This window comes from Rufibacter radiotolerans, assembly GCF_001078055.1.
GTDB lineage: Bacteria > Bacteroidota > Bacteroidia > Cytophagales > Hymenobacteraceae > Nibribacter > Nibribacter radiotolerans.
In genome coordinates this window covers 2,404,692-2,418,458 of record NZ_CP010777.1, presented here as the reverse complement: position 1 = coordinate 2,418,458, position 13,767 = coordinate 2,404,692, and the positions used below count along the sequence as shown (strand labels likewise).

13 protein-coding genes are annotated in these 13,767 nt (G+C 51.8%); 9 read left to right on the top strand and 4 right to left on the bottom strand.

Features of this window, described 5'->3' with window-relative positions; translation table 11 throughout:
* The first annotated feature begins 360 nt into the window (after window positions 1-360).
* Window positions 361-864, top strand: coding sequence for a phosphoheptose isomerase (locus tag TH63_RS10100; RefSeq protein ID WP_048920845.1), 504 nt, complete (start codon window positions 361-363; stop codon window positions 862-864).
* Between the two features lie 353 nt (window positions 865-1,217).
* Window positions 1,218-2,924: an alpha-glucan family phosphorylase gene (glgP, locus tag TH63_RS10095; protein ID WP_076606458.1), complete on the top strand. Its 1,707-nt coding sequence runs from the start codon at window positions 1,218-1,220 to the stop codon at window positions 2,922-2,924.
* Between the two features lie 399 nt (window positions 2,925-3,323).
* On the opposite strand, the gene TH63_RS10090 is transcribed toward glgP, so the two are convergent.
* Window positions 3,324-3,923, bottom strand: coding sequence for a hypothetical protein (locus TH63_RS10090; protein ID WP_048920844.1), 600 nt, complete (start codon window positions 3,921-3,923; stop codon window positions 3,324-3,326).
* 336 nt (window positions 3,924-4,259) lie between these two features.
* Between TH63_RS10090 and TH63_RS10085 the strand changes: the two genes are divergently transcribed.
* The 4 genes from TH63_RS10085 (at window position 4,260) to TH63_RS10070 (ending at window position 7,280) form a co-directional block, all read left to right on the top strand.
* Window positions 4,260-4,805, top strand: a complete 546-nt coding sequence (locus tag TH63_RS10085; protein ID WP_048920843.1) for an RNA polymerase sigma factor — start codon at window positions 4,260-4,262, stop codon at window positions 4,803-4,805.
* The gene (locus TH63_RS10080; RefSeq protein ID WP_048920842.1) at window positions 4,805-5,329 is read left to right on the top strand and encodes a hypothetical protein; all 525 of its coding nucleotides are present in this window, start codon (window positions 4,805-4,807) and stop codon (window positions 5,327-5,329) included. The genes TH63_RS10085 and TH63_RS10080 overlap by 1 nt, the downstream gene beginning before the upstream one ends.
* Window positions 5,329-5,790, top strand: a complete 462-nt coding sequence (locus TH63_RS10075) for a hypothetical protein (protein ID WP_048920841.1) — start codon at window positions 5,329-5,331, stop codon at window positions 5,788-5,790. The genes TH63_RS10080 and TH63_RS10075 overlap by 1 nt, the downstream gene beginning before the upstream one ends.
* Window positions 5,791-6,053: 263 nt before the next feature.
* On the top strand, window positions 6,054-7,280 hold the full coding sequence (locus tag TH63_RS10070; protein ID WP_048920840.1) for a Bcr/CflA family multidrug efflux MFS transporter: 1,227 nt from the start codon (window positions 6,054-6,056) through the stop codon (window positions 7,278-7,280).
* Here TH63_RS10070 and xrtN read toward each other — a convergent pair.
* From xrtN to TH63_RS20780, 3 genes are read right to left on the bottom strand one after another with little or no spacing between them, the layout of a single operon-like run.
* Window positions 7,238-8,596 (bottom strand): exosortase N, encoded by a 1,359-nt coding sequence (gene xrtN / locus TH63_RS10065; RefSeq protein WP_048920839.1) that lies wholly within the window; start codon window positions 8,594-8,596, stop codon window positions 7,238-7,240. The two genes, TH63_RS10070 and xrtN, sit on opposite strands and share 43 nt — an antisense overlap.
* Complete coding sequence (locus TH63_RS20785) at window positions 8,593-9,354, bottom strand: XrtN system VIT domain-containing protein (RefSeq protein WP_048920838.1); 762 nt, start codon at window positions 9,352-9,354, stop codon at window positions 8,593-8,595. The genes xrtN and TH63_RS20785 overlap by 4 nt, the downstream gene beginning before the upstream one ends.
* Window positions 9,351-11,156, bottom strand: coding sequence for an XrtN system VIT domain-containing protein (locus TH63_RS20780; protein ID WP_048920837.1), 1,806 nt, complete (start codon window positions 11,154-11,156; stop codon window positions 9,351-9,353). Before TH63_RS20780 ends, TH63_RS20785 begins: the two co-directional genes overlap by 4 nt.
* Before the next feature lie 524 nt (window positions 11,157-11,680).
* On the opposite strand from TH63_RS20780, the gene TH63_RS10050 reads away from it, so the two are divergent.
* From TH63_RS10050 to TH63_RS20320, 3 genes are read left to right on the top strand one after another with little or no spacing between them, the layout of a single operon-like run.
* Window positions 11,681-12,277 carry a hypothetical protein gene (locus TH63_RS10050; protein ID WP_048920836.1) on the top strand — a complete coding sequence of 199 codons (597 nt, stop codon included), beginning with the start codon at window positions 11,681-11,683 and terminating at the stop codon, window positions 12,275-12,277.
* Window positions 12,264-13,580 (top strand): DUF4178 domain-containing protein, encoded by a 1,317-nt coding sequence (locus TH63_RS10045; RefSeq protein WP_048920835.1) that lies wholly within the window; start codon window positions 12,264-12,266, stop codon window positions 13,578-13,580. The genes TH63_RS10050 and TH63_RS10045 overlap by 14 nt, the downstream gene beginning before the upstream one ends.
* 12 nt (window positions 13,581-13,592) lie before the next feature.
* A complete protein-coding gene (locus TH63_RS20320; RefSeq protein WP_156180521.1) occupies window positions 13,593-13,763 on the top strand; it encodes a hypothetical protein in 171 nt (56 codons plus the stop codon).
* The last annotated feature ends 4 nt before the right edge of the window (window positions 13,764-13,767 follow it).

Here is a 13,767-nt window from a genome sequence, read left to right as displayed (position 1 = left end):
TCCCGAACAGCCCAAGCTTAACTAGCCAAGTGTGCTCTCCTTTGTAAACATCCCCTTCAGAGCTACGCTTGCGGCCTTCAACCCTCGTTTGGGCAATCCTAAAGTAGGAGTCAGCGCTTAATAGGCGGAGGAGAGTTTTGGAAGTTAAACTGGGTTTTAGGTCCGTTTTCCGGAAAACGGCCTCAAAACGGAAAAGCAAGGTTCCTTCTCCCTGCGGGAGAAGGAGAAGTAGGTGAATGCACCGCATTCAGAAAGCCCTTGACTTTGCCCAGGTTTTTAAGCGAAAGGAGAGGAAAGAGGTTAATTTGAGAAATCCAGTAGTTGGGTTTAAATTGGGCCCGGAAGTTACAGATATACCCCATGCAAGAAAACCAGCAGAAAAAAGCCCTGTTTCAGGAAATAGAAGAAGAATTGACAAATAAAGGCTTTCAGGTAGCCAGCCAGGACCAAACCCGGCCCTGGGGTGGCTTTTTTGTGATAGACGAAAGCCAGGCCCAGCAGTTTGCCGATACCTATTTTGACGGCATCTCGGTGGAAGACCTGAAGATATCCGGGAAATTGAGCCCCAAGATTCTGGTAGTGGCCCCGGAGAAACGGCTTTCGTGGCAGTACCATCACCGCCGCGCTGAAATCTGGAAAGTAGTGAAGGGCAAGGTAGGCGTTGTGACCAGCCCCTCAGATGAGGAAGGTGATTTGCAACGCCTGGAACCTGGTGCGCTCATCACGTTAAAACAGTCTGAGCGCCACCGCCTGGTGGGCCTGGACGGCTGGGGCGTGCTGGCGGAGATCTGGCAACACACAGACGCGGCCAACCCGTCTAACGAAGAGGACATTGTGCGCGTGCAGGATGACTTTGGCCGGTAATACCGTTTAAAGGAAAAATATTTTGTTGAATCCGTTTCAGGGCCGTTTTTCAGAAAACGGCCCTGAAACGGATTTTTGTTTTGGAAGAAGCCTCTGTTCTGGAAGAAAACGCTGCGAATAACCGCGGAAGGTACCAAAATTAAAGAAAATCTGTTGGTAACTGATTGGGCGGTAGGAGGGTAGGAAAAGGAGCAAAATAATATGGCCGCATTCTGGACTTGCTTCTCTAGTGTATTATTCCTAACATTAATATCAGTTGCTTTTGGAGCAATGCTTTTTATGCCTGGCCAAGGAGACAAGCTAGCTGCTGGTCACATGTTAAACCTGCCGTCACCTAAACCTGATCTACAACCATGGGAAATTATAGCAAGTGGTATCATCCGTATACCATCAATGAGAAATATAGTGAGCGTGTGGCGTATTTCAGCATGGAATATGCTATTCACCAGGCGCTTAAGACCTATTCCGGGGGGCTTGGGTACCTGGCGGGCTCCCATATGCGCAGCGCCTTTGACCTCAGGCAGAACCTGATTGGCATTGGGGTGCTCTGGAAATACGGATACTATGACCAGGTGCGCAACGATGATACCTCCATGCGGGTGCAGTTCCAGAAAAAGTATTACACCTTTCTGGAAGACACCGGCATAACGGTGCAGGTCAACATTCATAATAACCCGGTGTGGGTAAAGGCCCTGGTGCTGCCCGCCGAAACCTTCGGGACGGCTCCTATGTACTTCCTGACCACCGATATCCCGGAGAACGACTACCTGAGCCGCACCATTACCCATAGGCTCTATGACCCTGAGTTGCCGGCCCGTATTGCCCAGAGCATTGTGCTGGGGATAGGGGGCGCCAAGGTGGTGGAGGCCCTGGGCGGCGCGGCCGTTTTCCATATGAATGAGGCGCACGCCCTTCCGCTGGTGTTCCATCTGTATGACAAGTACCGTGACCTGCAGGAAGTGAAGAAGCGGTTTGTCTTTACTACCCACACCCCAGAAAAGGCCGGCAATGAGGAGCAGGAGGTGAAACTATTGAACCAGATGTCTTTCTTCGGGACCCTGCCGGTAGAAGAGGCCTGTGAACTGATTGGCTGCCATGACGGGGTACTCAACTACACGCTTACCGCGCTTAGAATGGCTAAGGTGGCCAACGGCGTTTCTAAACTGCACGGCGAGGTGGCCCGTGACATGTGGTATGGCTATGACGGCGTCTGCGAGATAAAGTCCATCACCAATGCCCAGAACGTGGCCTACTGGCAGAACCCCGCCCTGAAGCTGGCCATGGAAGCCAAAGACAAGGAGCGGATGCTGGAACTGAAGGCCCAGATGAAGAAACCGCTTTTTGAGGTGGTCGCTGACCAGACCGGTAAACTTTTCAAACCCGAGGTGCTCACCATTGTCTGGGCCCGCCGTTTTGCCGGCTATAAACGCGCTGACCTGCTGTTGTTTGACCTGCACCGTTTCTTTGAGCTGATTAACCGCGAAGGCCAGGCCGTGCAGGTGATCTGGGCCGGGAAACCGTACCCCTTTGACTTCGGCGCCATTAACCTGTTCAATAAGATCATTGAGATTTCCCGGCACAAAAGTAACGTGGCGGTGCTCACAGGGTATGAACTGGACCTGTCTGCCAAACTGAAGCAAGGCGCTGATGTGTGGCTGAATACCCCGCGCCGGCCGCGCGAAGCCTCCGGAACCAGCGGCATGACGGCCGCCATGAACGGGGCTATCAACTTTTCGGTGCAGGACGGCTGGCTCCCTGAGTTTGGCAAGCATGGGCACAACAGTTTCCTTTTCCCTATTGTAGACACCAACTTGCCAGACCTTGAGCAGGACCAGACCGACTACACCAACATGATGCATATTCTGGAGAATGAGGTCATTCCTACCTACTACCTGGACCAGGACAAGTGGGTGGAAATGATGGAGAACAGCATGAAGGAGGTGAACGCCTATTTCGGGTCTGAACGCATGGCAGATGAGTACTACCGCATCATGTACCAGGAAATGGCGGCAGCTACCTATCCGGTAAAACCTGAAGTGGCTGCCACCCAGGTAAGCTAAGGCAGTTTTTAGGGGAGAAAGGTTTTGAAGCTTTCCGCTGGTTTTGACGTTTTACTATGATCTAACGTTTTCTATTTGGCGCAAGCCTCTGCTGGTGGCTGCGCATATGGCTGATTGTTATTCACCTGTTACTATTTCTTTTTTGTCATCCTGAAAGGAAATTGTGGACGGACTGTAGTAGCGTGTATTAATTGTCATTACCGTTCGCTACCAAGATCCTTCCAGGATGACAAAGAGGGGAAAAGGAATAGAGGGAAAAGGATTAGTGGGAAAAGAACGCCAAGGAGAAACCAGTATGCCTGCAAACTCTAGCGGACACTTGCGCCATGAAAGAGGTATAAAACAAGAAAAGCATAGCCCCCAGCTACGCTTTCTTGTTACTGGAAAGAATTCCCTCTGTTACAGAAGACTGGCTTTCCAGGTATTCCACTTCTGCAATTGCTGCTGGTTCAGGATAGACTCAATCTTGGTGAGAAGCTCCATTCTGCATCTGCGCACAATACGCATGTGTAGTTGTTTCACCTCATGCTTCATTAGTTCCTCCCGCAAATTGGCCCGGATGGCCATCAGTCTCTCTTCCAGCTGTGCCTTGGTGATCTTACCTTCTTTGAAGGCTTTCAGCTGCTCTTCCCGCGCCACGTTGGCTTTATGAAGCAGCTCTTTGTGCAGCTGGTGAATTTTGATGATGTGTTCGGCCACGCATTGCTGGTGCTGGCGGGCGAAGTTTTTTACTGCTTTCCGCTGGTTTTCGTCCAGGTTAAGTTGCTTTAAGATATTCACCAGGGCGTGCACTCTGGTGCTGTCTCCGGGTTTGCACCTGAACTCGTCTGTCTCCGATTGGCTGGTTACCTCGGGGGCTTCCAGTTCGGTAAGGTTCGCCATCTGGAATTCGGTGCCGGTCAGTTCGGTGGCCGGATCCACGTCATTCTTCTGGCAGGCGGTAAACGTCAGGAACACTGAAAAAGCCAGCATGCCCCAGGTGAGTCTCAAGTTCTTCATGTGCGTTGTGGTTTTGGTTAAGGTTAAAAAAATAAGGATTTGAAAGCGCTTTAGGTAAAACTCCGGCAAGAGGAGGCCGCCCCTATAAAATGGCCGCCAGGAATACCACCTATGCCTGTTGGTAAGTATCTTCCGGAATATATCACTAAGAGGAGAGAAGCGAGCTAAAGTTAAAAGGGATAACTAAAAATATTTTTGAATTGCGCTGACGGCGTTTAAAACAGAGGTATTGATTCTTTAAACCTCAAAAAAAATTGTTTTTCTAACCTCCCGTTTAACCTTTGTTCCTTTAATGCCTCTAAAGAGCATGGTTGGAATTTTTACCGCCCAGATGGAATGACAGAACCGACAGACGAGGAAATTTTGTCCTTGTTTCATGAGCCGCGCACCAAAGACAAAGGCTTTACCATGTTAATGAACCAGTACCAGACCAGGATCTATTGGCATATAAGGCGGTTGGTGGTGTCTCATGAAGATGCGCAGGACCTCCTGCAGGAAACGTTTATCAATGTATACAAACACCTGAACAGTTTTGCCGGTGACAGCAAACTGTATACCTGGCTGTACCGCATTGCCACCAATGAGTGCCTGCGGTTGTTTAAGGAACGGAAACGGTTTCTGGTCTCCTCTGAGGAAATCAGTGAGAAATTAATAGACACCCTGCATGGTTCCTGCCCCCAGGACAGCGATGAAATTCTGGTGCGACTGCAGGAGGCCATCTTACGGCTCCCCGAAAAGCAGCGGCTGGTTTTTAACCTGCGTTATTATGATGAGCTGCCCTATGAAGAGATAAGCAAGATCTTGGATTCCTCGGTAGCCACCCTCAAAACCAATTACCACTACGCCAGCGGTAAGATCAAAGAATTTATGATTCAGGAATAATGAAAGAAGAATTTGATATAGAGAAAATGGGCAAACAGATGCCCTATCAGGTGCCCTCCGGATTTTTTGAGGAGATCACCAGTAAAACCTTGGCCGAGGCCAAAAGACGTTCGGCTCCTTCTAAGAGCTTTTCCCTAGGCTCCTGGAAAATGCTTTCCATTGCGGCCAGTGTGGCGGTTCTGCTGTTGGCGGGATATGTCTTCTTCCTGCGCCAACAAGACCCGGCCCCTAAAATGGCCCAGGTGAAAACCGCTCCTGTGGCTGCCCCTGAAACGCAGGCAACCCCTGAAACGGTAACCGCCCCTGTTCCTGCCAACCAGCCCAAAGTGGCAACCGCTACCAAACCGGCCAGAACTGTTGCCCCTGCCAGGGCCGCGTTACCAAACCCAAAGCCCCAGGTCTCCAAGCCTGAAAGAACAGAGACGCTGGAGGAGTTATTAGCTACCATTTCAGATGAGGAATTGCAGCAATTGGCCGCCATTGCTGAATCTGAGGAATACGTTTACGGAGAAACTATAGAGTAATGAAACCCTTTTTAACCCTAGTCATCATTAGTGCCGGCGTTCTATTTGCTTTTTTCGCGCAAGCCCAGGATCTGAGCAACAACCCCAAACTGCGCGAACGCATTACCCAGGTAAAGCTCACCGAGATTCAGAAACACCTGGCCCTGAGCGATGAGAAAATGAAAGCGCTGAGCCCCATCTACAAACGCTATGACGCGGAGCTGACGGCCATCCATTTCGCGCGGCCCAACCTGCCGGCGGGCAAAACCCCCAACGACCTTTCGGCGGAGGAGGCAGATAAAATGATTCAGGCGCAGCTGGACAACGCCATTAAACTGAGCACCCTCCGCAAGAACTATTACCAGGAATTCAAAACCGTACTTACCCCGCAGCAGATCATGACCCTGTTCAGGTCTGAAGCCCAGATGCGGCGCAGGGTCATGATGGAGGTAAGAAAACGCCAGGCCAACAGATTGCGGTAAAATTGTGTTTTGTGCCTGTTTTAAGAAAAACAGGCACAAAACACAGGTAACCGTTATTTTAGAGGAGAGAAAGGTGATTTAGAGAGGTTTATTTAATGGTAAGCCCCAGAACCAGAGAGCGTTTAAATACCATTCTATAGGATTAGAGGAAACACAAACGTGCCCAGAGAAGTATAATCTGGTTTCTTTGGTGATACCGACAAAGAAAAACGGTCCCCCGGGAAGTGGGGCATAAGTTGTACCTTTGCGGTTTGCTTTTCCTCATGACGCGTAAACAATATTTCATCATAATCCTGATTCTGGGATCCCTTTCCACCATCAGTCCCTTCTCCATTGACATGTACCTGCCGGGGTTTCCGGCCATTGCCGAAGACCTAAATACCACCATTTCCAAGATTCAGCTTTCGCTCACGGCCTACCTGGTAGGTATATCGGTGGGGCAGCTGCTGTATGGCCCCTTGCTGGACCGGTTCGGGCGTAAGTACCCCTTGTACGCCGGGTTGGCAGTTTATATTCTGGCTTCGGTTGGCTGTGCCTTTACCACTTCTGCAGACACCTTAATCTTTATGCGCTTCTTGCAGGCGGTGGGCGGTTGCGCGGGTATGGTGGCGGCTCAGGCCCTGGTACGCGACCTGTTCCCGGTTACCGAGACCGCTAAAGTTTTCTCCTGGCTTATTCTGGTGATTGCCGTGTCGCCTATGGTGGCGCCAACCGTGGGCGGTTACATGACGGCGGCCTTTGGCTGGCACTCCGTTTTCATTGCCCTGGCGGTAATCACCCTGGTAATACTCATTGGTGTGTTTTTCGCCCTGCCCGAGGGCAAGAAGCCGGACCCTACCATGTCTTTGAAGCCCAAGCCGGTGCTCCGTAACTTTTTGACCGTGCTCCGCAACCCCCAGTTTCTGGTATATACCCTGGTGGGTGGTATTGCGGCAGCGGCTCCGTTCGCCTACATCTCGGGCTCACCAGATGTGTTCATGAACATCTACAAAGTGAGCGAGCAGGAATACGGTTGGATCTTCGCCATCCTGTCGGTGGCTATGATCGGCTCGCCGCAGCTCAACCACCTGTTACTCAGACGCCTGAAAAGTGAGCAGATCATTAACATAGCCCTGGTATACCAGATCGTGATTGGCTCCCTGATGGTGGTAGGCGTGTACCTGGGTTGGTACGGCAAGACCAGCCTCATTGTGGTTTTGTTTCTGTTCTTGATAGGGCAGGGCCTTACCGCACCCAATGCCTCGGCGCTGGCGCTGGCGCCGTTTTCCAGGTTTGCCGGCAGTGCTTCGGCGCTGGGCGGAAGCTTCCGGATGGGCATTGGCGCACTGGTTTCCGGGGCGGTCAGTTTGTTCCATAACGGCACCGCCCTGCCCATGGTAGGGGTGATGGCCTGCTGCACGCTGCTGGGCATTACGGTCTTTTACTCGGGCCAGCGGGCCGCCACCCATTACCAGGAAGCGGTCTTGGCCGGGACCGTGGCTGAGGTATAAGAGGCCAGTAAAGCCTGTATCTGCCTTTGTAACTCCTGCTCAGAACCGGCCGTGATGTTGACCAGGTGAAAGGCCGGTTCGCCTTTGAACATGCGCCAGCGCCAGTCAGACTGTGCTATGGTCTGGTATTGCCCGTTGTCCATCCACCAGGCAGTGTGCAGACGATCTTTGCCGCGCACCAGCATACCCATGAACACCTGCCGGTTAGCCACCTGTCCCTGCCGCACCTTCCTGAACTGATACCCGCTGCCCTCCCAGCAGATGAGTGGATGGTGCTCTGTGGAGTAAAAGCCCCGCACGGGTTTCATGTAGATGAGCGCCTGGCCATTGGTGAACTTGTGCACGTTGTCGGGCAGAACCTCAGCCTTGAACCCTGCCACGTGCAAGGGCGCGGCCGGCTGCGGAACCACTTCCTTAAACATAATCCTAAGGCCCGCCACGGTGAGCAGCAACAACAGGAAAACATGTAGCCCCCATTTTCTGGATTGATGGGGATGAACCGCTGGCTTTTCTAGTTTAGGGCTGTTTTGGAGAAAACGGGCCATAAACCCACTTCCAAAATAAAAGGGGATTACCGCATACGCCACCAGGCACAATAGCCCTACCACCTCGTGCATTACATGGTCGGGACCAATCTGAAAGACGACTAGCAGCAGAATCCTGATCAGGTTACAGGTCAGGTTCAGCCCTAACATAAGCAGGAGCAAACCGCCCTGCGCCCACCAGGGCCAGGAATTTTGCCGGGCCAGCCGCGCCATCAAAAAGACCGCGAGTAGAAGCGAGAAAGAAAGCATGCTCAGGCCAGCGCAGGCAGGGTCCACGGAGAATTCCTTGCCTTCCACCAAGATCAGGTTACCGGCGGCCTCTACCTGGGGGTAGATAAACTGCAGCAACTGGGCCGCGGCCTGGCTTAGCTGCAACCGCAGCGGAAAGCTCCAGACATCTGCCAGGTACGAGAAAAGTGGGGAGGCAATCAAGAGTAACAGTAGCGGGTAAAGCCCGTTTCTGCCCCCCAAGGTATGCAGCGCCCACCAGCCTGCCAGCAATACGGCAAAAAAGTAGAGCGTAGTGATCTGGGTATAGGCCGCCAACCCAGCCAGGGCCGCCGCGCCCAGGAACAAGGGCCACGACCGGACAGGAGGCTGGGCCGGGAGCGCCACCAGCGGGACCAGCGCCAAACCCAAAAGCCAGGGCAGGTCCCATAGCAGGTACTCCCTAAGGAAGATGAAGGCCACCAGCGCATACCCCAGGCCCAGCACCAGCGGAAGACGCCGGGCCTGCAGGATGGCTTTTAGTGGGGGGAGGGTCCTGTTCATGAAATTACCCGTTGCTTAAGCAAAGTGAAGGACACTACCAACACCACCAGAATGATCAGCACCCACTCATGCGGCTCGGGCACCGCGCCCGAAGATTTCAGGCTGGCGTTGCCCAGGCTGTTCTTGCTGTCCGTGATCCCGAAGCGTTTATAGTCTTCTTTGGTTTCCAGCACCACCAAACTTGACAGCGGACTCACTACGTTGGCCTGGGTAGCCTCTTCAATCAGGTTTTCCTCCAGGTATTCCTTCTGGAAATATTTAGGGCCAATCTGCTGCAAAAGGTGGTTGTAAGCGAAAAGCCGCAGCAGGTGGTCGGAGGCCGGGGCTTTAGGTTTTTTAGATTCAATTTCTGACAGGCTGGTGCGGGTAATAGTAACTCCGGCTTCTTCCAGCACTACGGAATTATCGTTTTGCTTCGGCTCTGGGAAACGCTGCTCCCGGAGCAAAGAAGCCAGGTGGGCAGTGGTGCCATGGGTATGCTGGATGACGCTAAGTTCCTTGATGGTTTTAATGTAAGGCGATGTAAGGGTGCCCAACTGGAAGAACCGGATGGGTTGGCGTTTTGGGGCCGTTTTCGCGAAATCAGCCGCAAAACGGCTGTCTTGCAAATCTTTCAGATTAGGCGAATTCTCGGTGCCTTTGCTGATGATCAAGGCCTGCTCGGGGTTTGCTACCAAGTGCAGTGGGAACAGCGAGTAGGTCAACGCCTGGCTCTGCCGGAAAATCTCCTCCCGGTTTTGGTCCGTGAGTAAGGTCATTTCCGTGCCCGTAAAGGCGAACACTTCGGCTTTGGAGCCGCTTGGTATACTGCATTGAATTCTTCTTCGGCCCAAGCCTGGTTCAGGTCCAGGTAAATACGGGCAGGATTGAAAGGCGCAAACGTGGGGGTATATGGCGCCATTTGGTAGGTATGGCCGGCAAAAGAGAAACCTTGGGTGCTTAGGGGCGGGGCCGGAAGCTTGAAACTCCAGTTGGGGTCATAGGAGGCATGGCGCTCAAACCGGTTAGCGCCTGAAAGCGTGAAATCCTGAGGAACATTTATTTTGGCGGCCGGGTCTTCTACGCGAATGACCGCGGTTTCGGGGGCGTTTATAGCAGATGGTCCGTCAAAGGGGATGTTCTGGTAGAGCAATTGCCCATTTACCAGCCGCAACGGAGAGGTGATGCCAATTTTAAATTGCCGGCTTTCCTGGGGCGTGCAGGGGAAAACGCGCACGCTTACGGTATTGCCTTCCTGCCAGTGTACTACTGAAGGGTCCCGGGCTTCTACGCCCACAATGGTTTTGTAGGCTTTTTCGGCTTTGCTTTGGGTAGTGAGGTAGCCTTTTTCTTCCTGCCCGTTGATCCAGAGCGAGAGGGAGGTCACCACGCTGCCCTCAGGAAGGTGAAAGGTGTAAATGGCTTCCTCCTGCCCCCAGCTGCCGGGCCGATTATTGTAGACGTTCAGGATTTTCTCTGTGTAGCTGAGGCGGTGCTGGGGGAAAATCTGGGCCTGGGTAATGACGTTGCTAGTAGACAGGTGCGTGCCAGACCACAGCCGCTCCTGCGCCTGGTGCCGCAGCTGTAGGCGGCTTTCCATGATTTTGATGCGCTCCTGGGTGGTTAACTCGGGCTTCCGGAACAGGCGGGTGGCCAACATCACCAAAGGGTCATGGCGTTGCAGTTCGGCAAAGGTGCGGTTGGGCAGGCCAAAGAAGTCAAAACCGTCAGTAGACGCCGATTGGTACACCAGATCTGTCTGCACCAGTCGTTCAAAGATCGGCGTGGCCGGTACCCGCTGGCTCAGGAAAACCCACCGCGGCAAATCCTGCTGGTCCTGCACCTGGTACGCGCTCAGCAACCGGTTTATTTTCTCCAGGCCGGCTTGCCATACACTCAGGTAGACCAAGGAAAACAGCACCGGCACCAGCATGCCCACCGCGAAAACCCTATTTACCGCCTTGTCTTTTTTAGCCAACCGCCGGGCGGCCCCCAACAGGCAAAGTAGGGCCGCCAGCGGAATGAAAATGTGCAGGCCAATGCCCAGCGCAATGGCGCCAATGGCCCCAATGGCATAATACGGCAAAAGGTAGAGCGCAAAATACCCAAACAGCACCACGCCCGTGCCCAGCAAAAACACCATCACGTACTGCAAGCCCTTGGGTAAAAACTGCCGGAAAGGAAATGCCGCCATGGCGCAGGACACCACCACCAGCCACCCGGAAAACCACGGCACCGACGGCTGAAAAATGGACATGCTTTTGTTCAGCGCAAAGTCACTGATCAGCCCCAGCACCAGGAAAAGCATGAGATGGTCCAGAAACGGAAGAGGCTTATTTTTGCTGAAGCGCTTCCGCAGGAGGATGGTCAGGAAATAACCCGCCGCAATGAGGTAGTTGAACAGGAACATCCCATCGGCATTGTCTACCTCGCTTAGCATGTCTAGATCCTGGAGAAGGAAAATGCCGAAGGAAACCACAATACAGACAAGACCCGTGACCAGCAGCGGTTTTGGGGACTGGCGTAGGGGAAGAATTTCTAATTTGTTTTCTTGTAAAGTACTTTGTATTTCAAAGTTCATAGCTAAAAAAAATTTGGTTAGAGTTTGGGGTATAGAAAGATGATTTGGATTTCTTAGTAGGATTGAGTTTGGGTTAGTAAATATGTAAAGTACTTTGAGTTTCAAAGTTAAATATACTTTTAAAGCTTGCAATAGGTTGCCTGCAATTATTTTAAAGGAGAGGGAGGATAGGTAACCATTGGTATTTAAAGGATTGCCTGTTTATGAGTTGTTTTTGGGAAAACGGCACTAAACCAGATTTCAACCTTATGGGCAACGTTCTTTGCCAAGGTGCTTCTGCTCGACCAGAGACAGCAGAAAACCCATTATGGGAAGAAGGGGGCAGGTAAATAGTTGGAAAATGAAATGTAAGCAGTAATTTAGTTTCACAAAGCTGGCTACGTGATATTACCTTCCGTTTTTAGCATGTTTTCCTGAAACCAACCTTAAAACAGTTTACTTCCCATTCTTTTATCAGCCCGCTTTTTATTTCTATGATGGCTTCCCTCGCCACCCCTTTCCCTTGTCCTTCGTGTCAAACTCCTTTGGTTTTCAGAACGGAAGTAAGCCTGGCGCAGGTATGTCCCTCCTGCTTGTCTGTGGTGAGAAAAACCATGGTGCCTGGCGCTGTTCCGCAAAAGGCAGTCCCTATGCGGGAGGTCATGAGCATTATTCAGATAGGCATGACAGGTACCAGGGCAGGGGATAAATTTGAGGTGATTGGCCGTATCCAGTATTTCTTTCTGGAAGGATACCGCAATCACTGGTTTGTTCTGTACGAGAGCGGGCTTACGGGCTGGTTGGGCGATTGGGCCGGCAACTACTGCTTTTTCCAGGAGTCATCCTACACCGGCCATTCCCCGGTGGGTTCCCTGTGCATTGGCGATACGGCTACTATAGGGGCAGTTATCCTTAGCATAGAGGTGAAAGATAAAGTAAAGCAGATTTTCTGGGAGGGAGAGGTGCCCGAACAAGGGCTGCAGGAATTAGGTTTTGCCTCCATTGAACTGTTCAGAACAGATGGTCAGATGGGCATCCTTCAGGTTACAAATTCCCGAGTACCACATGCCTATCTGGGCTCTTATGTGGAGTTAAACGAAATGTCATTACAAGGGACCCGCACACACGATGAATGGCTTTGACGTGAAAGAGAAGGGCCAACTGCCCGGCACCCTGGAGGTGACGTGCCCTTCCTGTAAAAAGAACCTGCACCTGATCACGCACGCCCAGGCTAAGAATGTGGTTTGCGCGCACTGTGCCCATCTTTCTGAACTGCAGGAAAAGGGGTTTGTTCCCATTCAATCTGTTGGAAGAGAAAAGGAGGAGCCCTTATTGCCCCTTGGCAGAAAAGGCCGGGTAAATGGGGTGCTGTATGCGGTAGTGGGGTTTTTGGTTTATAAAGAACGAAACCTGAAATACCGGTGGCGCGAATATGTGCTGTTCAATCCGGTGCACGGGTATGCTTTTATGGCAGAGTCAGACGGTCACTGGACCTTTTTCCGGTTTATCTCTGATTTTATCAATGTGAATAAACACATATCGTCAGATATAAGATACCTGGGCAAAAACTTCAAGCTATATAATAAATACCGCACTACGGTCACCTATGCCCGCGGCGAGTTTTTTTGGCAGATCACAGAAGATGAAAACCAGTATAGTGAATATGTAGCTGCCCCGTACACGCTTACCATGTCAATTGGCAGAGAGGAGCAAAACTACATGCTTGGGGAGCATATGGAGCCGGACCTGGTGCAGGAACTCTTCGCCCTTGAGGGTCCCATGCCATACCAGGTTGGGGTAGGCGGGGCCGAACCCTTCTCCCAGGATTTTCCCTTTCATAAAGTAAGAAATCTGGCCTTGGTGGCGGCTGCGGTATTGCTTGGTATTCAGGTACTTCTCTCTGTCTTCCACCAGAATAAGGTTTTGTTAGATAAGACCTACCTGCTGACTGAAGAAGAAGGCAAAGGTACTTTAATGCCTCTTCCTGGTCCTACCATAGACATAGGGTCCTCGCTATTAGGAAGCACCAACCTGGAAGTGCGCCTACGGGCTCCGGTAGAGAACTCCTGGTTTGCCACCGGAATCTCCCTCTTGAATACCAAAACTGGCCGCGAATATTATGTAGAGGTGGGCGTAGAGTTTTACAATGGCGTGGAGGGCGGCGAAAGCTGGAGCGAGGGGAGCCCAGGTACGGATCAGATCCTGTCTGCCATCCCAAGCGGCACTTACCAGGTTTACCTGCAACCTTCCCGTGACATGCAGCCCTTCCAGAGTGGGGTACCAGATACGTTCCATTTACGTCTGATGCAGGACGTACCCATCTGGTCTAACTTCTGGATTTCTTTGTTATTGTTGGCGGCGGTGCCTGCGGTACAGGGGTTCAGGGAATATTCCTTTGAAAGAAGCCGCTGGATGAACAGTGATTACTCCCCTTATGACGAATAGCTATACTCCTTTATGAAGAAAAGTTTAAAGCTTCTATTTCTGGGTTACCTGGTGCTGGTGGTAGGTTTCTTTACCTATGCCGGACTTTCTGGCACCCGTTTTCTGGGAGACGACAAAGAAGAATCTGAGGCCGGCGGCTCCAGAACAGGCAGTTACCGCACACACCGTTATTACCACAAATAAAAAC